Source organism: Stenotrophomonas genospecies 3 (assembly GCF_054473855.1).
This window is the reverse complement of the sequence record NZ_JBTMUR010000020.1, coordinates 12661-33848: the sequence shown is the minus strand read 5'-3', so window position 1 is coordinate 33848 and position 21188 is coordinate 12661. Positions and strand designations below refer to the sequence as shown.

Annotated in this window: 18 protein-coding genes; 15 read left to right on the top strand and 3 right to left on the bottom strand. The window is 66.6% G+C overall.

Annotated elements, in window-relative coordinates:
* Positions 1-180: 180 nt before the first annotated feature.
* Entirely contained in the window at positions 181-1329 is a 1149-nt protein-coding gene (locus tag ACX9OT_RS20315; protein ID WP_459003438.1) for an acetyltransferase domain-containing protein, read from the top strand.
* Between the two features lie 79 nt (positions 1330-1408).
* Positions 1409-3163, top strand: a complete 1755-nt coding sequence (locus ACX9OT_RS20310) for a peptide MFS transporter (protein WP_071227761.1) — start codon at positions 1409-1411, stop codon at positions 3161-3163.
* 58 nt (positions 3164-3221) lie between these two features.
* Here ACX9OT_RS20310 and ACX9OT_RS20305 read toward each other — a convergent pair whose 3' ends face one another.
* Positions 3222-5204 carry an alpha/beta hydrolase family protein gene (locus ACX9OT_RS20305; RefSeq protein ID WP_459003436.1) on the bottom strand — a complete coding sequence of 661 codons (1983 nt, stop codon included), beginning with the start codon at positions 5202-5204 and terminating at the stop codon, positions 3222-3224.
* A gap of 167 nt (positions 5205-5371) precedes the next feature.
* A complete protein-coding gene (locus tag ACX9OT_RS20300; RefSeq protein ID WP_005408523.1) occupies positions 5372-6007 on the bottom strand; it encodes a LysE/ArgO family amino acid transporter in 636 nt (211 codons plus the stop codon).
* 138 nt (positions 6008-6145) lie between these two features.
* On the opposite strand from ACX9OT_RS20300, the gene ACX9OT_RS20295 reads away from it, so the two are divergent.
* The 13 genes from ACX9OT_RS20295 to ACX9OT_RS20235 all read left to right on the top strand — a co-directional run bounded on the left by ACX9OT_RS20295 (position 6146) and on the right by ACX9OT_RS20235 (position 20596).
* Positions 6146-7051 carry a LysR family transcriptional regulator ArgP gene (locus ACX9OT_RS20295; protein ID WP_071227763.1) on the top strand — a complete coding sequence of 302 codons (906 nt, stop codon included), beginning with the start codon at positions 6146-6148 and terminating at the stop codon, positions 7049-7051.
* A gap of 182 nt (positions 7052-7233) precedes the next feature.
* Entirely contained in the window at positions 7234-7680 is a 447-nt protein-coding gene (locus ACX9OT_RS20290; RefSeq protein ID WP_414576693.1) for a GNAT family N-acetyltransferase, read from the top strand.
* Between the two features lie 228 nt (positions 7681-7908).
* A complete protein-coding gene (gene mqo / locus ACX9OT_RS20285; RefSeq protein ID WP_459003433.1) occupies positions 7909-9609 on the top strand; it encodes a malate dehydrogenase (quinone) in 1701 nt (566 codons plus the stop codon).
* Positions 9610-9877: 268 nt separating this feature from the next.
* Positions 9878-12085 carry a TonB-dependent siderophore receptor gene (locus ACX9OT_RS20280; protein ID WP_459003431.1) on the top strand — a complete coding sequence of 736 codons (2208 nt, stop codon included), beginning with the start codon at positions 9878-9880 and terminating at the stop codon, positions 12083-12085.
* Positions 12086-12307: 222 nt separating this feature from the next.
* Positions 12308-13951, top strand: a complete 1644-nt coding sequence (gene mdcA / locus ACX9OT_RS20275; RefSeq protein WP_125893753.1) for a malonate decarboxylase subunit alpha — start codon at positions 12308-12310, stop codon at positions 13949-13951.
* 10 nt (positions 13952-13961) lie between these two features.
* On the top strand, positions 13962-14282 hold the full coding sequence (gene mdcC / locus ACX9OT_RS20270; protein ID WP_459003428.1) for a malonate decarboxylase acyl carrier protein: 321 nt from the start codon (positions 13962-13964) through the stop codon (positions 14280-14282).
* A complete protein-coding gene (locus ACX9OT_RS20265; protein WP_459003426.1) occupies positions 14279-15187 on the top strand; it encodes a biotin-independent malonate decarboxylase subunit beta in 909 nt (302 codons plus the stop codon). Before mdcC ends, ACX9OT_RS20265 begins: the two co-directional genes overlap by 4 nt.
* Positions 15188-15189: 2 nt before the next feature.
* Positions 15190-15894 carry a biotin-independent malonate decarboxylase subunit gamma gene (gene mdcE, locus ACX9OT_RS20260; protein WP_459003459.1) on the top strand — a complete coding sequence of 235 codons (705 nt, stop codon included), beginning with the start codon at positions 15190-15192 and terminating at the stop codon, positions 15892-15894.
* A complete protein-coding gene (mdcG, locus tag ACX9OT_RS20255; protein ID WP_149909360.1) occupies positions 15887-16528 on the top strand; it encodes a malonate decarboxylase holo-[acyl-carrier-protein] synthase in 642 nt (213 codons plus the stop codon). Before mdcE ends, mdcG begins: the two co-directional genes overlap by 8 nt.
* A complete protein-coding gene (gene mdcB / locus ACX9OT_RS20250; protein WP_459003424.1) occupies positions 16525-17382 on the top strand; it encodes a triphosphoribosyl-dephospho-CoA synthase MdcB in 858 nt (285 codons plus the stop codon). Before mdcG ends, mdcB begins: the two co-directional genes overlap by 4 nt.
* On the top strand, positions 17379-18299 hold the full coding sequence (gene mdcH, locus ACX9OT_RS20245) for a malonate decarboxylase subunit epsilon (protein ID WP_459003422.1): 921 nt from the start codon (positions 17379-17381) through the stop codon (positions 18297-18299). The genes mdcB and mdcH overlap by 4 nt, the downstream gene beginning before the upstream one ends.
* Before the next feature lie 104 nt (positions 18300-18403).
* The gene (locus tag ACX9OT_RS20240) at positions 18404-19771 is read left to right on the top strand and encodes an SLC13 family permease (protein WP_459003420.1); all 1368 of its coding nucleotides are present in this window, start codon (positions 18404-18406) and stop codon (positions 19769-19771) included.
* 105 nt (positions 19772-19876) lie between these two features.
* Complete coding sequence (locus ACX9OT_RS20235; RefSeq protein WP_107433623.1) at positions 19877-20596, top strand: GntR family transcriptional regulator; 720 nt, start codon at positions 19877-19879, stop codon at positions 20594-20596.
* Positions 20597-20744: 148 nt separating this feature from the next.
* Here ACX9OT_RS20235 and ACX9OT_RS20230 read toward each other — a convergent pair whose 3' ends face one another.
* On the bottom strand, positions 20745-21077 hold the full coding sequence (locus ACX9OT_RS20230) for a hypothetical protein (protein ID WP_107433624.1): 333 nt from the start codon (positions 21075-21077) through the stop codon (positions 20745-20747).
* Positions 21078-21188: the final 111 nt, after the last annotated feature.

Sequence of the window (21188 nt, the reverse complement as noted above, 5' to 3'; positions counted from 1 at the left end):
AATCCCTGCCACGCTAGCGTTCAGGGCAGATCAAGTCCAGCGTGCCAAAGGATGGGGGCGTGTGCTGCAGCGCAATGGGCCAGTACGTGGACCGGCAATCGACCGACCCGGCAAAGTCCGGCTGGGCGCGAAGCAAATGATATGTTATATCTTAATGCTACCTTGCTGTTACTGCATCGCATGCCCCCTTCCCCCTCCCCTCGCCTGGCCTCCATCGACCAGCTGCGCGGCACCGTGATGCTGTTGATGTTGCTGGACCACGTGCGCGAGACCTTCTTCCTGCAGCATCAGGTAAGCGACCCGATGGACGCATCGACGGTCTCCCCTGCGCTGTTCGCCTGCCGTCTGCTGGCCCACCTGTGTGCGCCCGTGTTCGTCCTGTTGACCGGGCTGTCGGCCTGGTTGTACGGCCAGCGCCAGGCGGATCCGCGCCGGGCCACAGCCACGTTCCTGCTCAAGCGCGGGCTGTTCCTGGTGGTGCTGGAACTGACCGTGGTGAACTTCGCCTGGACCTTCCAGCTGCCGCCGGAAACGCTGTACCTGCAGGTGATCTGGGCCATCGGGCTGAGCATGATCGCGCTGGCCGGCCTTCTGTGGCTGCCGCGCCTGGCCCTGCTGGTGCTGGCAGTCGCGGTGGTGGCCGGGCACAACCTGTTGGACGGCGTGCGAGTGGAAGGCCACGGTCTGCTGGCGATGCTGTGGAAAGTGCTGCACCAGCGCGACTGGATCGAGACCGGCGCGCTGCGCCTGCGCACTTCCTACCCGGTGCTGCCGTGGATCGGGGTAATCGCGCTGGGCTACCTGATGGGGCCGTGGTTCGCCCGCGACCGCGACCCCGCGCAACGCCAGCGCTGGCTGCTGTGCGCAGGCGTCGGCGCGCTGGCCCTGTTCGCCCTGCTGCGGTTCGCCAACCAGTACGGGGATGCACCGTGGCAGTACCAGACCAGCACGCTGCGCACCTGGATGAGCGTGTTCAACATCACCAAGTACCCGCCGTCGCTGCAGTTCCTGCTGTTGACCCTGGGCGTGGGATTGTTGCTGCTGCGCCTGTACGAATGGCCGCCACTGGCGCGTGCGCTGCGCCCGCTGGCCGATGTCGGCGCCGCGCCGATGTTCTTCTACCTGCTGCACCTGTATGTGCTGAAGGGGCTGTACCTGGCCGCGCTGGCGATCTGGGGGCCGACACACGGTGATCTGTACGCACTGGATTCGGTGGCCGGCCTGCTGCTGGTGGCCTGTGCGCTGGCGGTGGTGCTGTATCCGCCGACGCGGGCATTTGCGCGGTTCAAGGCACGAAGGCGCGATCTGGCGTGGCTGCGGTACCTGTGATCGCCCAGGCCAGTCCGGCAATCCACGCATGGCGTGGATCTACTGAAAGCGGATCGGGCCACAGGCCTATAATTCCGCGATGAATTCCACCGCTATCGCTTCCGACGATTTCCTGGGCCATCCCAAGGGCGTCTACGTCTGCTTCTTCACCGAAATGTGGGAGCGCTTCTCCTTCTACGGCATGAAGGCGCTGCTGCTGCTGTATCTCACCAAGTACCACCTGTTCGGCGACAAGGCCGGCCTGGACCTGCTCGGTGCCTACGGCGGCCTGGTGTACTGCATTCCGGTGTTCGGCGGCATGCTGGCCGACCGCTGGCTGGGCATGCGCCGGGCGGTGCTGTTCGGCGGCATCCTGCTGGTGCTCGGCCACCTCGGCATGGCATTCGAAGGTCACGCGGCCTATCGGGTCAACGGTGAAGTGGTGCGCGATACCTCGGCACTGGCGGTGACCTACCTGTCGCTGGCGCTCATCATCATGGGCGTCGGCTTCCTCAAGCCGAACATCTCCACCATCGTCGGCAAGCTGTACGCCAAGGACGACCCGCGCCGTGATTCGGGCTTCTCGCTGTTCTACGCCGGCATCAATCTCGGCGCACTGTTCTCGTCGCTGGTGTGCGGCTTCCTCGGCGAGGCCTATGGCTGGAAGTACGGTTTCGGTGCGGCCGGCATCGGCATGCTGGCCGGCCTGGCGATGTTCCTGTGGGGCCAGAAGTACCTGCAGGGCCATGCCGAACCGCCGCAGCCGGCCGCGCTGAAGCAGAAGGTGCTGGGCCTGCCGCGCGAATGGCTCATCTATCTGTGCGCGATGCTCGGTGTATTGCCGGTGGCGTGGTTGATGTGGGCAGCCGGCAACGGCGCGTTCGCGCTGGGCGGTGAAATCAGCCTGGCACTGATGCTGATGCTGGTGGTGCTGGGCGGCGTGCTGGTCTGGTTCGCCTGGTTCACCGGCAGCAAGTGCACGCCGGTACAGCGCCAGCAGATGATCGCGCTGATGGTGCTGATCTTCATGGCACTGGTGTTCTTCACGATGTACGAGCAGTCGTATGGCTCGTGGGTGACCTTCACCGACCGCCTGCTGACCAAGGACATCGTGCCCTCGCTGGTGATCACCGGCGGTACGCCGCTGCCGTGGTCGATCATCTCGCTGCTGCTGGCACCGCTGGGCTTCGTGGTCAGCGCGCGCCTGTCCGAACGGCGCCCCGGCTCGACCGCACCGCGTGCGTTCTTCATCGGCATCGTTGCGCTGATGCTGGTGCTGCTGGTGCGCGACTGCCTGGTGATTCCGCAGACCGCCGGTTCGCTGACCTACCTGGGCGGCCTGTTCCTGGTGCTGCTGGCACCGGCCTTCGCCGCGCTGTGGACCTGGATGGACCGCCGCGGCTGGGAACCGGGCAAGCCGGTGAAATCAGCGTGGGGCCTGGTGATCGGTGCGCTGTCGTTCGTGCCACTGGCACTGGCCGCACAGCAGGTCGGCGCCACCGGCGAGATGGCCAGCGTGTGGTGGCTGGTGCTGGCCTACTTCCTGCTGGCCAGCGGTGAGATGTGCCTGTCGCCGGTCGGCCTGTCGGCAGTGACCCAGCTGGCCGTGCCGCGGGTGATGAGCCTGATGATGGGCACCTGGTTCCTGGCCACCGCATTCTCGGAAACGCTGGCCGCGCTGTTCGGCAAGCTGGCCGCGATCGAGGTGCCGGAGGGCGAATCGCTGGACATGGTGGCCGCTGCCGGCGCCTATGCGCACCTGTTCTGGCTGCTGATGTGGATCGGCCTGGGCTGTGCGCTGGCCGCCTTCATCGCCGCGCCGCTGCTGAAGAAGATGATGCACGGGGTCAAGTAAGCCTGATGCAGGCGAACTCCGGGGGCGGCGGATCGATCATCCGCCGCCCCCGGCTTGTTCAGGGCGCGCTGCTCTTCTCCGCAGGTGCGGCCTGCCCGGCCACCTGGCCCCCCAGGCTGCGCGAGAGGAAGGCCAGCAACCTGCTGTAGTACGCACGTTGGTTGGCAGGGGAATAGAAACCATGCCCTTCATCCTTGACGTACAGGGTTTCCACCGGCGAGCCGGCCTTCTTCAACGCAGCTTCCATGCGTTCGCTGTGCACGATCGGCGCACGTTGATCCTGGCCACCCGCGGCCAGGAATACCGGCACCCGCACCTGCGCGGCCAGATTCACCGGGGAACGCTCTGCCAGATCCTTGGGCGATCCCAGCCAGTTCCGCAGGTAGGCCAGGCCTGACTCGTCGCTCTGGATGTCTCCGCGGGCGTACATCAACGGCAGGTCGTAGATGCCGACGTAGCCGGCCGCGCACTGGTACAGGCCCGGTTCGCGCACCGCCCCCATCATCGCCGCATAGGCACCGTAACTGGCCCCATAGATACAGATGCGGTTCTTGTCGGCCACGCCCTGTTCGATCGCCCAGCGCGTGGCATCGGTGACGTCATCCTGCATCGACAGCCCCCATTGCTTTCGCGCGGCCTGCATGTGGGCCCGGCCATAGCCGGAAGAGCCGCGGAAATTCACCTGCAGTACCGCGTAACCTGCCGCCGCCAGCATCTGTGTCTCGGTGTCATAGGCGCCCTGGTCGGCAACACCGATCGGACCTCCGTGCGGCACCACCACCATCGGCAGCGCACGGGCCTCGCGGCCATGCGGGACGGTAAGGAAGCCATGCAGCGGACGCCCATCACGCGCCGTCAGGCTGATCGGACGCACCTCCGCCGCCAGCGCGGGGTCGATCCAGTCGCTGCGGCTGATCAGGTGCCGTGCACTCTTGCCAACCGTGTCATAGAGATAGAAATCGCCCGGATTGCTGCCTGACCAGGTTTCCACCAGCACCGTCTTGCCATCGCGCGTGCTGGAGGTGATGTAGACCGCTCCGCCCAGGCCGGCTTCGAGGCTGCGGTACAGGCGAGCGTCGTCCGAGGCGTCATCGAAGAATGCCGTTCGCGGCGCACTGCCAAGGAACAGGGCCCCGACCGGCACGCGGCTGCCGGGGCGCCGGATGATGCGCGCCGGGTCGGCACTCCCATCGCGCAGCACGGTGCGTCGTTCATTGCTCTGGGGGTCCCAGCTGACAATTGCATCAGGTCCATCTGCCTGCTCGACCTGCAGGTACGCCAGGCGACCATCGGCCGAGAAGCCGAGCGGCGCCTCGATGCGCTTGCTCAGGGATTCATCATTGAGCAGGACCCAGTCGCTGTTGCTGCCCGTGCGGTAGTAGAGCTTCTGCGTGCCATCGGTAACGACAGCGCGTGCGAAACGCACCTCGCCCTGCTCATCGGTCGTGAAGTCCGCATCGGGAATGGGAGCGCGCGCCACGGCGTTGCGGCGACCGGTGATCACGTCCAGGCGCTCGACCTGCGCATGCGAACTGCCGACCAGCGGGATCACCGTCACGAGCGCGTTGCGGTCATCGTCCTTGAGTTCATCACTGAGGTAGGCGGCCACCAGGCCTGCCGGCTTGACCTTGATGTTGGTGCCCAGGCTCTGGTCGGCAACCCGGTACCCCACCAGCAGCTCGCCGCCCTTGCCGTTGGCATTGATACCGAACAGTTCGCCGGTCGGCGTCGGCCGGTCCAGCACGCCGAACTTCTGTGCCATGCCCACCAGCAGCCGCTCGTTGCTGACCCAGTCGAAGGTGTGGGCGTGATCGTTGCGGGGCGGGCGGAAGCTGCCGACCATCTTCATGTCGGCAATGCGGTAGATCGCCAATGCGGTTCCCGCCTCCAGCGGAACCGTCGCGGCGATGTACTCGCCCCCTGGTGAAATCTTGATGTCGGTAAACGACTCCTGCCGCAGATAGCGATCCAGGTCCAGCGTTGCGGCCGATGCCCCACCCACAACCGCGCCCAACAGTACAGCCAGCACAATCCTGCGCATCCTTCCCCCATGGAAAACCGGACACCCTGTCCGGATGCACGATTCTAGGCACGTGACCGTTTGCCGCGCCACATCGGCAGAAAAAACGACGGCACCGTTGCCGGTGCCGTCGTTACCACTACCTTGGAGAGAGAGTCAGGACGTGGGTTCGGGGGGCGTGCGCCGGGTCAGTGGACCCCGCGCACCGCCAACGTAAGGGCCAGGATGCTGAGGATCACGGCGATGGTGCCGTCGAGCACGCGCCAGGTACTGGGCTTGGTGAACAGCGGCGCCAGCAGGCGTGCGCCCAGGCCCTGCGCGGTCAGCCACAGGCAGCTGGCAGTCACCACGCCGGCGGCGAAGGCCATGCGGGCGTTGCCGAAGTTCTCGGCGATCGAGCCGATCACCATCATGTCCAGCCAGAAGTGCGGGTTGATCAGCGAGAAGCCGACCGCAGCCATCAGCACCGCGCGGCGGCTGCCGTCGTCGCTGTCAGCCTCGCCCATGCCGCCGCCACCGGCAATCGCACGGCGTGCCGACTTCATGGCGTACCAGGCCAGGAACGCCACGCCGGTCCACAGCACGGCGGTGGTCAGCCACGGCAGCGCCGAAGTGAGCGTGCGCAGGCCAGCCACGCTGGCAAAGATGAAGATCGCATCGATGGCCGCACAGGTGGCAACCACCGGCACGATGTGCTTGCGCAGGATGCCCTGGCGCAGAATGAAGGCGCTCTGGGCCCCGACCACGGCGAACAGGCCGATGCCGGTAGCTGCACCAGAGAACCAGGCACCGAGGCCGGTGCTGGCGGAGATGACCGAGAACATGGGATTCACTGCCTTTGCTTGCTTGGGGGGACGGTGCCTCGCGAAGGCGGACAGCACCGGAACGGGCGCCATTGTCGCGCCGCAACATGAAAAAGACGAGCTAAACTTCCTAAACCAACATTAGCGGAACTTAATTCGATGCGTATCGACCATGCCCAGCTGCGCGCCCTCGCCGCAGTGATCCGCGAAGGCAGCTTCGACCGCGCCGCGCAGTCGCTGAATGTCACGCCCTCGGCCATCTCGCAGCGGGTCAAGGCACTGGAGGACCGGGTCGGTCGCCTGCTGGTCAAGCGCGGCACCCCGGCCACCGCCACCGCCGAGGGCCAGGTGCTGGTGCAGCTGGCCGAGCAGACCGCCCTGCTTGAGCACGACGCGCTGCACCGGATGGGCCTGGCCGACGAGGACCTGCCGCAGGCCAGCATTCCGGTGGCGGTGAACCACGACAGCCTGGAAACCTGGTTCCCGCAGGCCGCCTCGCAGTTCGCACAGAGCACCGGCACCACCCTGGACCTGCGCGTGGAGGACCAGGACCACACCGTCGAACTGCTGCGCCAGGGCACCGTGCTGGGCGCCGTGACCACCCTGGACGAGCCGGTGCAGGGCTGCCAGATCCATGCGCTGGGCAGCATCCGCTACGCGGCGACCTGCACCCCGGAGTTCCGCGAGCGCCATTTTGCCAAGGGCGTGACCGCCCAAGCCCTGGCCACGGCACCGGTGCTGGTGTTCAACCGCAAGGATGAGATGCAGTCGCGCTTTGCCCGGCGCATGGCCGGCGACGACCTGCCCAGCACCGCGCCCACCTGGTGGATTCCCTCCACCCGCGCCTTCGTGCAGGCCAACCTGGGCGGCATGGGCTGGACCATGAATCCCCTGCCCCTGGTCAAGCGGCATCTGGACGCCGGCCGCCTGGTCTACGTACGCCAGCGCGCGTGGGAAGACGTGCCGCTGTACTGGCAGCACTGGAAGGGTGACGTCCAGACCATGGCCCTGCTGACCCGCGCCGTGCTGGATGCCTCCTCAGCGCTGGTGCGGCGCAAGCGCTGAGGCAGCGCCGCAAAAAGGGGACGGAGGGGATTAAGTCGTTTAAGGCCCATACGACATTCTGGGCAAAGACGACTTAATCCCCTCCGTCCCCTTTTTGCTCCATCCAATCTCCACGAAGTCTCCACACCGGGTCCATGCGTGATGCGGATACTGGTCGGCCGATCACTGCAAGGATGCCCTGCATGCCTGTATTCGTCCGCGATGCGCGCCCCGAAGATGCCGCCGCCTGCATCGACCTGCGCGGGCGCACCCGCGAGAACGCCTTCAGTGCCGCGCAGTTGGCGGAGCTGGGCATCACGCCGGAAAGCTGGGCGGCCGGCATCGCCCAGGGCGATTCGATCGGCCGCGTTGCCTGGGAAGGCGAACGCATGGCCGGCTACTGCTTCGCCGACCGCGACAGCGGCGAGGTGCTGGTGCTGGCCCTGCTGCCGGACTACGAAGGCCGTGGCGTCGGTCGGCAGCTGCTGCAGGAAGTGGTCAGCCTGACCCGCGATGCGGGCCACCGGCGCCTGTTCCTGGCCTGCTCGGCCGACCCGCGTTCGCGCTCGCACGGCTTCTACCGCCGCCTGGGCTGGCGTCCGACCGGCGAGATCGATGAGGCCGGTGACGAGATTCTGGAGCTGGTCTGATTGAAGGCGTCGCCAGGCATGGCCTGGCGCTACTGGGGCTACGATCGCCAGGCTTGGGCCCGCCGCTCACGTGACGGGGCCGCGAAACGTCGGATGCTGCGTTGCATCAAAAACGGACCGGATCCGGTTAGAATCGCGGATGGATGGCGCAAGGCGTTGTTTCTTCACGCCCTTTCCCTGCCCCACGCGCATCCTGACCCCTTCCCCTCCGCCAACGATCCCGCCCCCATGAAGAAATTTGGCAAGGCCCTGCTCGCCCTGCTCGTGCTGCTGTTGCTGGCCGCCGCGCTGTTCCTGTACTGGCCGCTGACCCAGCGCTCGGTGCCCGCCGCCAGCAACGACAAGCCCGTCGACGTGGTACTGGTCGGCGCCGGCATCATGAGCATCACCCTGGCCACCTACCTGCAGGAACTGCAGCCGGACTGGAACATCCAGGTCTACGAACGCCTCGACGGCGTCGCCGGTGAAAGCTCCGACGGCTGGAACAACGCCGGCACGGGCCACTCGGCCTTCGCCGAACTGAACTACACCCCCGAACTGCCCGACGGCAGCATCGAGACCAAGCGCGCGGTCGGCATCGCCGAATCGTTCGAGGTCTCGCGCCAGTTCTGGTCGCACCAGGTGAAGGAAGGCCGGCTGAGCCAGCCCAGCGACTTCATCAACCCGACCCCGCACATGAGCTTCGTCTGGGGCGATGACAACATCGCCTACCTGCACAAGCGCCAGCAGGCCCTGGTGAAGAATCCGCTGTTCTACGGCATGCAGTACTCCGAGGATCCGGCACAGATCAAGCAGTGGGCACCGCTGCTGATGGAAGGCCGTGACCCGAAGCAGAAGGTTGCCGCGACCTGGATGCCGCTGGGCACCGACGTCAACTTCGGCGTGATCACCCGCCAGCTGACCGCCGGCCTGCAGCGCAGCCCGAACTTCAGCCTGCACCTCAACCACGAAGTGAGCGCGCTGCGGCAGAACGCCGACAAGAGCTGGAACGTGACGGTGAAGGACCTCAAGGCCGGCACCGAGTCCACCACCCACGCCCGCTTCGTGTTCATAGGTGCCGGTGGCGCTGCACTGAAGCTGCTGCAGATGTCCGGCATTCCGGAATCGAAGGACTACGCCGGCTTCCCGGTCGGTGGCCAGTTCCTCGCCTTCCAGGGCCAGGACGTGACCTCGCGCCATGGCGTGAAGGCCTACGGCATGGCCGAAACCGGTTCGCCGCCGATGTCGGTGCCGCACCTGGATGCGCGCAAGCTGGACGGCAAGCCGGTGGTCCTGTTCGGACCGTTCGCGCTGTACAGCACCAAGTTCCTCAAGCACGGCTCGTGGTGGGACCTGTACTCCTCGGTCACCCACAACAACGTTGGCCCGATGCTGGAAGTGGGCAAGGACAACCTGGACCTGGTGCAGTACCTGATGGCCCAGGCACGCCTGAACGATGCCGATCGCCAGGCCGAACTGGTCAAGTACTTCCCCAATGCCAAGCCGGGCGACTGGAAGCTGGTCACCGCCGGCCAGCGCGTGCAGATCATCAAGCGTGATCCGCTGAAGGGCCCGGTGCTGCAGTTCGGTACCGAGATCGTGACCGACAAGGACCACACCATCGCCGCCCTGCTCGGTGCCTCGCCGGGTGCATCGACCTCGCCGCCGATCATGCTGGACCTGATGGCCAAGGCCTTCCCGGACCAGATGAAGGCCGGCTGGGAAACCCGCCTGCGCGAGATCGTGCCGTCGTACGGGCGCAAGCTCAACGACAACGCCGCGCTGGTCAACGAGATCCGCACGCTGACCAGCCAGACCCTGCGCCTGCCGTACCTGGAGGTGCCGGTGGACGCCAATGCGGCGGCTCCGGCCCCGGCGGTAGTGCCGGCAGCGGTTCCGGCACCAACCAAGGAAAAGCGCAACGCCAATGAGGAACTGCAGGCGCTGTAAGCCTGGCAGATTCCCTGCAGCAGACACGGACGGCCACCTTCGGGCGGCCGTTCGCGTTTGGGCCGCTCCCTGCTGCAGAAAGCGATGCCCGGCGCCGGGAATCCTATGCACAATGACGCTAATTGTAATGTTGTTAAGAATTATTTACATTTGCGCCCTGCGCAGTGACCGCGCCCCTCCCAGATGGACCTGATGTGCCCGAAGCCGCCGCCCCGGGTGCTGGACGACTGTTGCCGCCCCCTTCCCGTCTCCGAGCTTCGAACCCACCATGTCCCTGACGTTCCGTAACCGCCTGCCCCGCCGTGCGTTGCTGCCGGCTGCCCTGCTCTCTTCGCTCGCGCTGGTCGCGTCTCCGGCGTTCGCCGAGGCCGCCGCCGATGCATCCGATGCCAAGACCCTGGACCGGGTCAGCGTCCGTGCCGAGCAGTCCGCTCCGCCATCCAGCACCACCCGCCTGCCGATCACACTGCAGGAAACCCCGCAGTCGGCCACTGCGATCAGCCTGAAGCGCCTGCAGGACGAATCGCTGTTCAGCATCAACGACGTGATGCGCAACGTCACCGGCGTCAGCGTGTCCTTCTATGACACCCAGCGCCCGCTGTACTACGCACGCGGCTTCGCCATCACTGACTTCCAGGTCGACGGCATCCCGACCTACAGCGGTTCCACCAACCAGGAATACGACACCGCTTTCTACGACCGCATCGAAGTGATCCGCGGTGCCAACGGCCTGCTCAGCGGCGCCGGCGTGCCGTCGGCCACCGTCAACCTGCTGCGCAAGCGGCCGGGCAAGGAGTTCGATGCCTCGTTCGCGATCAGCGCCGGCAGCTGGGACTATCGGCGCATGGAGGCGGACGTGACCGCGCCGCTGACCGATGACGGCCGTTTCCGCAGCCGCGTGGTCGCCGCCTATACCGATCGTGGCCTGTATTACGACCGCTACGACGAGAACAAGATGGCCGGCATGGCGGTGCTGGAAGCCGACGTCACCGACAGCACCACGATCACCCTCGGTTACCAGAGCCAGGACAACAATCCGACCGGCTCGACCTGGGGCACCGTGCCGTTCTTCGACAACCAGGGCAATTTCGCGCACCTGCCGCGCTCGACCAACCTGTCGCCGAAGTGGAGCTACTGGAAGCGCGAGAGCAACACTGCCTTCGCCAACCTGGAACAGCGCTTCGGCGACAACTGGCTGTTGAAGATCAACACCGCCTACACCCGCGGCAACGTGCAGAATGTGCGCCTGTACGGCACTGGCGAGCCGGACCCGGTGACCGGCTCGGGCATCTTCCTGCGTGCGGCCGCCGGTGATTCGAAGGACACCCGGCGCAACGTCGATGCCTACCTGACCGGAAGCTTCGACCTGTTCGGCCGTGAGCACGACCTCACTGTGGGGGCCCAGTGGTCGGACCTGGAAGGCACGACGAATACCCTGGCACTGAACTTCCCGGCCGACTGGGCAACGTGTGTCAGCGCCACGGGTGCACGCGAACGCTGCTACTACATTCCCAACGTGTACAGCTGGAACGGCGACATCTCCGAGGTCACCTACCGCCGTACCGGCGCGCGCCGCGTGGCCAAGACCACACAGAGTGGCATCTATCTGGCCACCCGCCTGCGCCTGGCCGATCCGCTGTCGCTGATTGCCGGCGCACGCCTGAGCCGCTGGGAAACCCTCAGCCGCTCCTACAACGCCGCAGGCGCCTACACCGGCACCAGCGGTGCATACAAGGTGAGTGATGAAGTCACCCCGTACGTGGGCCTGGTCTACGACATCACGCCGAACGTCTCGGCGTACGCCAGCTACACCGAGATCTTCAACCCGCAGAACTTCAAGGACCGCAACGAGAACCTGCTGGCGCCAGTACAGGGCTCGAACCTGGAAGCGGGCATCAAGACGCAGTGGTTCGATGGCCGCCTCACCGCCAATGCCGCCGTGTTCGAAGCCAAGCAGGACAACTACGCGGTGCGTGACATGGGCGTGCCGGAGGGTTCGCTGAGCGATGGCACCTCCGCCTACGTCGGCGTCAACGGCACCAAGGCGCGCGGTTGGGAGATGGACGTCAATGGCGAGATCCTGCCGGGCTGGATGGTCAATGCCGGCTACACCCACGTCAAGGTCACCCGCGCCGCCACCGATCTGCTGTACGCCAACCCGCCGAAGGATCTGTTGCAGCTCAACACCCAGCTGCAGCTGCGCGGTGCGCTGGAACGCCTGAGCGTTGGCGGTGGCGTGCAGTGGCAGAGCAAGGTGCAGGGCTACAACATCGCCTACCCGCTGGGCGGCACGGTGACGGTGAACCAGCCGGCCTACATGCTGGTGCAGTTCAACGCCAACTACCGCATCAGCGACAACTGGACGGCAACGCTGAGCGTGCGCAACGCACTGGACAAGACCTACTGGGCGAATCTGGACTACAACAACTACGGCGAACCGCGCTTCGTGTCGGCCAGCCTGCGCTGGAAGTTCTGAGCCACCAGAAACGGTAGTGCCGGCCGCTGGCCGGCTCCAAGCGATGCATCGATGACGCGGAGCCGGCCAGCGGCCGGCACTACCCCGATCGATGCGGGTCATCCTCCATTTCAATCTGAATGGGCCCGCCTTCGCGCGGGCCCTTCTTTTTGCTGCAGTGCGGGTTGCATGCCCGACTGTAATTATGCCGTAATTACATTGACACCAATCGGAAGCCGGTCGATGAACCCGAGCTGGGATACGTTGGAACGCAGCCGCCAGGCCCGCCTGGAACGTGCCGCGCCGTGGGCCCGGGGACGTGAGGTCGCCGCCACCGACGTGGGCGAGCTGCTGCACGCACTGCTGGAGCCAGGCGACAAGGTCTGCCTGGAGGGCAACAACCAGAAACAGGCCGATTTCCTCGCCCAGGCCCTGGCCGACCTTGACCCGGCCCGGGTGCACGACCTGCACATGGTGCAGTCGGTGCTGTCTCTGCCGTCGCACCTGGATGTATTCGAGCGTGGCATCGCCTCGAAGCTGGACTTCTCGTTCTCCGGCCCGCAATCGGTGCGGCTGGCCAATCTGGTGGCCGAAGGGCGCATCCAGATCGGTGCCATCCACACCTACCTGGAACTGTTCGGCCGCTACTTCATCGACCTGACCCCACGCGTGGCGCTGGTCGCCGCGCAGGCCGCCGATCGCCACGGCAATCTCTACACCGGCCCGAACACCGAAGACACGCCGGTGATCGTCGAAGCAACCGCGTTCGGTGGCGGCATCGTCATCGCCCAGGTCAACGAGATCGTCGACACCCTCCCCCGCGTCGACATCCCTGCTGACTGGGTCAACTTCGTGGTGCAGGCGCCGAAGCCGAACCACATCGAGCCGCTGTTCACCCGCGACCCGGCGCAGATCTCCGAGATCCAGGTGCTGATGGCGATGATGGCGATCAAGGGCATCTACGCCGAGTACGGCGTCAACCGCCTCAACCATGGCATCGGCTTCGATACCGCCGCCATCGAACTGCTGCTCCCCACCTACGCCGAATCGCTCGGCTTGAAGGGAAAGATCTGCCAGCACTGGGCCCTCAATCCACACCCCGCACTGATTCCGGCGATCGAATCGGGCTTCGTCAAATCGGTGCATTCGTTCGGTTCCGAACTGGGCATGGAGAAGTACATCGCCGCACGCAGCGATGTGTTCTTCACCGGTGCCGACGGCTCGATGCGCTCCAACCGCGCGTTCTCGCAGACCGCGGGCCTGTATGCGTGTGACATGTTCATCGGTTCCACCCTGCAGATCGACCTGCAGGGCAACAGCTCCACTGCCACCCGCGACCGCATTGCCGGCTTCGGTGGCGCACCGAACATGGGCTCCGATGCACGTGGCCGCCGCCATGCCAGCGAGGCCTGGATCAAGGCCGGCCAGCAGGCCGCACGCCCCGGTGAGATGCCGCGTGGCCGCAAGCTGGTGGTGCAGATGGTGGAAACCTTCCGCGAACACATGGCACCGGCCTTCGTCGATCGGCTGGACGCCTGGGAGCTGGCCGAGCGCGCGGACATGCCGCTGCCACCGGTGATGATCTATGGCGACGACGTCAGCCATGTACTGACCGAAGAAGGCATCGCCAACCTGCTGCTGTGCCGCACCCCTGAAGAGCGCGAACAGGCGATCCGCGGCGTGTCCGGCTATACCGCCGTGGGCATGGGGCGCGACCGCGCGATGGTGGAGAACCTGCGCGACCGCGGCGTGATCCGCCGTCCCGATGACCTCGGCATCTCCGTGCGCGATGCCAGCCGTGACCTGCTTGCGGCGCGTTCGGTGAAGGACCTGGTGCGCTGGTCCGGCGGCCTGTACGACCCGCCCAAGCGCTTCCGCAACTGGTAAGGGGCTGAGCATGGAAACCCTCGACTATCGATTCGAAGGACACACGGCGGTGCAGTTTCCGCGCGATGCAGTGCTGGTCGGCGTACTGGCCTCGGGCAATCTGGAAATCCTGCTGGAACCGGCCGCACTGGACGGCGCGATGGCGGTGCGCATCATCACCGCCGCGCAGGGCTTTGGCCGCGTCTGGGAGGCGGTGATCGGTGATTTCGCACAGCGCCATCCACTGCGCGATGTACGCATCTCGATCAACGACGCCGGCGCCACGCCGGCGGTGGTCAGCCTGCGCCTGGACCAGGCGGTGGAAACGCTGCTTGCTGGAGATCCACGATGAACCGGACGCAGCGCCACAGTTACTACGAAGCCGATGCACGCGAGCGCATCGCCGGGCTGATCGACGCCGGCTCGTTCCGTGAATTCCTGGGCCCTACGCGGCGGATGATGAGCCCGCACCTGGCACAGCTCGACCAGCCCGCGGCGTTCGACGACGGTATCGTTGTCGGCGAAGCCACACTGCGCGGCCGACGCGTGCTGCTGGCCGCACAGCAGGGTGAATTCATGGGCGGCGGCGTGGGCGAGGTGCACGGCGCCAAGTTGACCGGGCTGCTGCACCGTGCAGCGGAAACCCGACCTGACGGTGTGCTGCTGATGCTCGATACCGGTGGCGTGCGCCTCCACGAAGCCAATGCAGGGCTCATCGCCATTTCCGAGGTCATGCGCGCCACGCTGGATGCGCGCGCTGCAGGCGTCCCCGTGGTGGCGTTGATCGGCAGCGGCAACGGCGCATTCGGTGGCATGGGCATCGTCGCCCGCTGCTGCAGCACGGTGGTCATGTCCGAGGAAGGCCGGCTGTCACTGTCCGGGCCGGAAGTAATCGAGACCGTGCGTGGTGTGGAAGAGTTCGATTCCCGCGATCGTGCGCTGGTCTGGCGCGTAACGGGAGGCAAGCACCGCTACCTGATCGACCAGGCACAGGTGCTGGTGCCCGATGCCATCGAGGCGTTCGCGCAGGCTGCCAGCAATGCGCTGCAGCCCGATACCAGCAGCACCGATCCAGATACTGCACTGGCCGCGCTGCAGGAACGCCATGCGGCACTGAAGGCGCGCGTGAAGGCCTGGGGCGATTGCCGCGATGGCCTGGAGATCTGGGCGCGGCTAGGTATCACTGCCCCCGAGCGACTGCCGCTGCTCGACACCGATGCGTTCCTCATCGCCACCGCCGACCGGAGCCTGCCATGAGCATGCCGCTGCAGACCCTGCTCGATGCCCTGTTCCCGCATGGGCATGCCATTGCCGTGAACGATTCGGTGCTGACCGGCAGCGCCACCACCGAGGATGGCGAGGTGACCGTGATCGGTACCGCCGACAAACTCGAAGTCGGCGTGGACCACGCATTGGCACTGGCCGAAACCGTGCTTGCCAGCACCGCCGCGCATCCCCAGCGACCGATCGTGATGCTGGTGGACACCGCTGGCCAGCGCCTGGCGCGGCGCGACGAACTGCTTGGCATCAACGGCTGTTTCGCGCATCTGGCACAGACGCTGGATCTCGCGCGTCGACGTGGCGCGCGGCTTGTCACGCTGGTCTATGGTGAATCCGTCAGTGGCGGCTTCCTCTCATTCGGCCTGATGGCCGACCACATCCACGCCCTGCCCGATGCACAGGTGCGGGTGATGGACCTGCGCGCGATGGCGCGGGTGACCAAGCAACCGCTGGAGAAACTGCAGGCACTCAGCCAGACCTCGCCGGTGTTCGCGCCGGGCGTGGAGAACTACGTGGCGATGGGTGCGGTGGAATCGCTGTGGGAGGGCGATCTTACCCAGCACCTGCTGCAGGCGCTGCGCACGCCCGCCGAAGGCGACCTGCGTGCCGCACGCGGCGCACAGCGCGGCGGTCGTGCCCTGGCCGCAGGCGTTTCATCTGCGGTGGCCCACGGCGATGCCTGAGCGGCCCGCCCGCCACACGCTGGCCTGGCTGTCGGCCGATGCCGACTGGCGGGCTGACGTGACTGCACAGGAACCACGCCTGGCAGCGTGGTTCGCGCAGGGCCTGCCGGCCATGGTGGCGCGCTGTGCGGCGGACGACCCCGACCCTCGGCTGCGCCTGGGGGTACCGCTACCGCCAAGCGAAGGCAAGCAACGGCTGGCGCTGCGCGTGGCCCTGCAGGACGTCCAGCAGCTGCAGCCTCCCCCTCCCTTGGATCACGTTCTCGCCGGCGGCGTTCCGGCGGATTGGCAGGCGGCGTTGCAGGCAATGCTGCGGCTTGCACCGGCCCGCGTATTCGGCGCCTTCGCATGGCAGCACCTCAGCGGACTGCCCTATCTGCACCCGCGCTCGGACATCGACCTGCTGTGGCAGGTGGATGACGCGCGCCAGGCCGACCTGCTGGTCGAACGCCTGCAGCACTGGGAAAGCGCCTATGGGCATCGCGTGGATGGCGAACTGTGCCTGGTGGATGGTGGCGCGGTGAACTGGCGCGAATACGCCGGTCGCAGCCGCGAAGTACTGGTCAAACGCATTGATGGTGCCGCTCTGGAACTGCGCGAGGCCGTGTTCAACGCCACTGGAGTTGTCGCATGAACGCTGTCGTGCAGCGCGTCGCCCGGTCCACCCCGGCGGTGGACAGCGCGCGCCTGGGGCGCCTTGCCATCGCCAGCCTGCACGCCGAACTGGCCCTTGCCCCCAAACCGGGACTGGTTACACCGTTCGATCGCGGCAGCCACCACGACATGGATGCCGGCACCTTCCTGCGCAGCCTGTTCGCGTTGCGCCACTATTTCATCGCCGTGGCCGACGCCGGTGCCAGCGCGGCGCCGTTCCAGACGCTGCGGCGGCATGGCATCGCCGCCGAGATATCGATGCTGCACGCCACTGCGGGCATCAACACCCATCGCGGTGCGATCTTCAGCCTTGGCCTGCTGGTGGCCGCGTCCGCTGCCTGCTGGGGCCGCGCGGGCCGTGTCGCCGCAGCCGAGCAGGTCTGCCAGGAAGTGCGCCGTTGGGCGCCCGAGCTCGCCGCCGCGCCTCTGGATGCGAACAGCCCTGGCCAGCGCGCGCGTGCACGGCACGGCGTGCAAGGTGTGCGCGAACAAGCGGCCGCCGGCTACCCGCTGCTGCGCGAAGTGGCACTGCCTGCCCTGCGCCACGCACTGGCCCGCGGCCTGCCACGCGAGGCCGCGATGTGCCAGACCCTGATGCAGCTGATCGCGTGCGTGGATGACCTCAACCTGCTGCACCGGGGCGGCGCCGACGGCCTGCGCTGGGCCCAGCGGCAGGCACGCACCTTCCTGGACGCCGGTGGCACCTTCGCGCCGGACTGGCAGGTACATCTGCGTCGCATCGGTGACGGCTTCGTCATGCGCCGGCTGAGCCCGGGCGGCAGCGCAGACCTGTTGGCCTGCAGCGTGTTCCTGCTGCAGCAGGAGCAGGCATGAGCCTGGCCCTGCTCTGCCCTGGCCAAGGCGCGCAGCACGCGGCGATGTTCAATCGCGTGCGCGATCTAGCTGCCGCGCGGCCGGTGCTCGATGCCACGAGCGAACTGCTCGGCCGCGATGTATTCGCCGCTGCGGCGGCCGACGACCGCTTCGACAATGTGCGGGCGCAACCACTGCTGTGCGCAGCAAGCCTGGCGCATTGGCAGGGCCTGCGTGAGGTATTGCCAACGCCGACGGTGATCGCGGGTTACAGCATCGGCGAGCTGGCCGCACATGCCATCGCCAGCGGCGTCGATGCGGCCACCTGCCTTGCCCTGGCTGCGCAGCGCGCGCTGTTGATGGACAGTGCCAGCCCCGCCGATGCGGGCCTGCAGGCAGTGCTTGGCCTGGAACGCCATGTACTGCAGCCGCTGTGCGATCTGCACGGAGCGCACGTGGCCATCGCCAACGGGCAGGACCATTTCATCGTGGGCAGCACGCACGCCTCATTACAGCGGCTGGCCGATGCCGCGCGGCCGCAGGGTGCGGACATCCGTCCACTGCCGGTGCACGTGCCTGCACACACACCGTTGCTGACAGCGGCGGTCGCACCGTTCGCTGCCGCACTCGACGCCTCGCCACTGCAGGCCCCACGCCTGCCGCTGCTGGCCGGCATCGATGCGCGACCGGTGCGGGATCGCGCAACGGCAGTCCACACGCTGTCGGCGCAGCTCGCGCAGACCATCGAATGGGCGCAGGTGATGCGCCAGGCCTTCGAGCGTGGCGCGCGGGTGTTCCTGCAGCTGGGCCCGGGCAACGCATTGGCGCGCATGGTCGCGCCGGCCTATCCGTGCTGCGAGGTGCGCGCGGTGGAAGAGTTCCAGAGCCTTGAAGGCGCCGCGGCGTGGGTCCGCAGCGCGCTGGAGCGGCTGCAGTAACGGGTTCGAGCAGTACGTATCACGCAACACGCAGTACGTCGCCTTACCCCGGGATGGCGGGTCTCCATCCGCGCTGTACGTGAGTCACGTGTCTGGGAGGGCGCATGAGTCCACAAATCGCAACGATCATCGGTCTGGTGATCATGTTCATCGTCGCCACCGCGATGCCGATCAACATGGGTGCCGTCGCCTTCGCGCTGGCCTTCATCATCGGCGGACTGTGGGTCGACATGGGCGGCAAGGAGGTCCTGGCCGGCTTTCCCGGCGATCTGTTCCTGACCCTGGTCGGCATCACCTATCTGTTCGCCATCGCGCAGAAGAACGGCACCATCGACCTGCTGGTGCACTGGGCAGTGAAAGCCGTTCGCGGCCATATCGTGGCCATTCCGTGGGTGATGTTCGTGATCACCGCGGTCCTCACTGCGTTCGGTGCACTGGGCCCGGCGGCGGTCGCGATCATCGGCCCGGTCGCGCTGCGCTTTGCCAAGCAGTACAACATCAATCCACTGATGATGGGCCTGCTGGTCATCCATGGTGCGCAGGCGGGCGGCTTCTCACCCATCAGCGTGTACGGCAGCATCACCAATGGCGTGGTGCAGAAGGCCGGGCTGGAAGTGACCGAGATGGCGGTGTTCCTGACCAGTCTGGGCTTCAACTTCATGATGGCGACGATCTGCTTCTTCGCCTTTGGTGGCATCGCCCTGCTGCGCCGTGGCTCGATCACCGCAGTAGGAACGCTCGGCAATGCCGAGCTGGCGATGGCCGGTGGCCCGCAGGCGTCGTCGCGCCAGTTCGCGATCGAAGGTCATGGCGCGCTGGTCGCGGCAGGCGGCGGCACGCTCAGCAATGATCCGGTGGCACTGGATGCGGTGAACCTGACCCGCGAGCGGTTGTTCACCCTGATCGGCCTGCTCGGCCTGGGCGTGGCCGCGCTGATCTACAACCTCAACGTCGGCCTGGTCTCGATCACCGTGGCGGTGGCGCTGGCGCTGCTGTCGCCACAAAGCCAGAAGGGGGCGGTCGATGGCATCAGCTGGTCCACCGTGCTGTTGATCTGCGGCGTGGTGACCTACATCGGCGTGCTGGAACATGCCGGCGCGGTGGACTTCATCGGCAACGGTGTCTCCGACATCGGCATCCCGCTGCTCGGTGCGCTGCTGGTCTGCTACGTCGGCGGCATCGTTTCCGCATTCGCTTCGTCGGCAGCGGTACTCGGCGCGACGATCCCATTGGCGGTGCCGTTCCTGATGCAGGGCCACCTCAGCGCCGCCGGCGTGATCTGCGCGCTGGCGGTGTCATCCACCATCGTCGATGTCAGCCCGTTCTCGACCAATGGCGCACTGGTTGTGGCCTCGGCCGCGAAGGAAGAACGCGAGACCCTGTTCCGCCGCTTCCTGGTGTACAGCGGCCTGGTGGTTGCGCTCGGACCGCTGCTGGCCTGGCTGGTGTTCGTGGTGCCGGGCTGGATGTAACCGCCCAGCGGTAGTGCCGACCGCTGGCCGGCACTCTCATGAAGCCATCCAGCGATCATGGGTTGCCGGCCAGCGGCCGGCACTACCTGGCGGTACACTTCCACCATGGCCATTGCCCCTGCCCCGCGGTCACCGAAGAAGCGCGCACCCCTGTACGAAGAGGTGGCCGAACACGTGCGCGAGCGCATCTACGATTACCGGCTGCCGCCGGGAGAATGGATCGACGAGCCCGCGCTGTGCGAAGAACTGGGCATCAGCCGCACGCCCCTGCGCGAGGCGCTGAAGCTGCTGGCCGCCGAAGGCCTGGTGCAGATCGATGCGGGTCGTGGCAGCCGGGTCACGCGACTGACGCTGGAAGACCTCAACCAGCTGTTCCCGGTGATGGCGATGCTGGAAGGCCGCTGCGCGCATGAGGCGGTCAGGCACATCGACGATGCCGGCGTGCAGCAGCTCGAAGATCTGCATGCAGCGATGGAAGCGGCTGCGGCCGAGGGCAACATCGCCGAGTACTACCGCAACAACTACCTGATCCACGAAACCGTGCAGCATTACGCGGGCAACCCGTGGCTGATCCGCATCACCCACGACCTGCACCGCATCCTGAAGATGCATCGTGGCCGTCAGCTGCTGACCCCGGGCCGCACCGCGCAGTCGCTGGCCGAACACCGCGAGCTGATGGAATGCTTCCGCCGCCGCGACGCGCAGGCTGCCGAACGCACCATGGAACGCCATCTGCTGAGCCAGGGCCAGGCACTGGCCGCCTATGTGGCGGCGGGAGGGCTGCTGAACGTACCGGCGCCGTTGCCGACCGAAGGCGGCGGCTGAGCTGTTGGGGTTGCCGGCCAGCGGCCGGCACTACCGGCCGCAGCCAACCGCTGTTCTGTAGAGTCGAGCCATGCTCGACTTCCTTTCGATCAGGCACCGCGGCGTTGGAGCGAAGTGCAGTCGAGCATGGCTCGACTCTACAGAGACCTCAATCGCTGCAGCTGCCACCACCACCGTCACTGCTGCCGCCGTCGCTTCCACAGTCGGAGCTGCTGTAGCTGTGATGACTGTGGCTGTCCCCGGAATAGCCGCCGGAAAAATCGGCGGGCCCACCGCCACTGCCATCGCTCCGCGCGGGTGAGCCATCGGCCGTGGCCACTGCCATGCACAGGATCGCGCCGACCAGCGGCAGCAGCCAGACCAGCAGCAGCTGCACCGTCCGGCCGCCCGCCGACAGGCCGTCGCGCTGCGCGATCACCACGGTGGCCACCACGTTCAGGCCCAGCACCAGCAGGACCAGCAGAAGGGTAACGATCAGCATTCGGCGACTCCGTGCCTGGACTGGGGGCATTATGGCCTGCCACCCCGGCAATGGCCCTGCCTGTCATGAAGATGGGACAATGTAGGGCGCGCCGGCCTGCCCCGTGGCCGC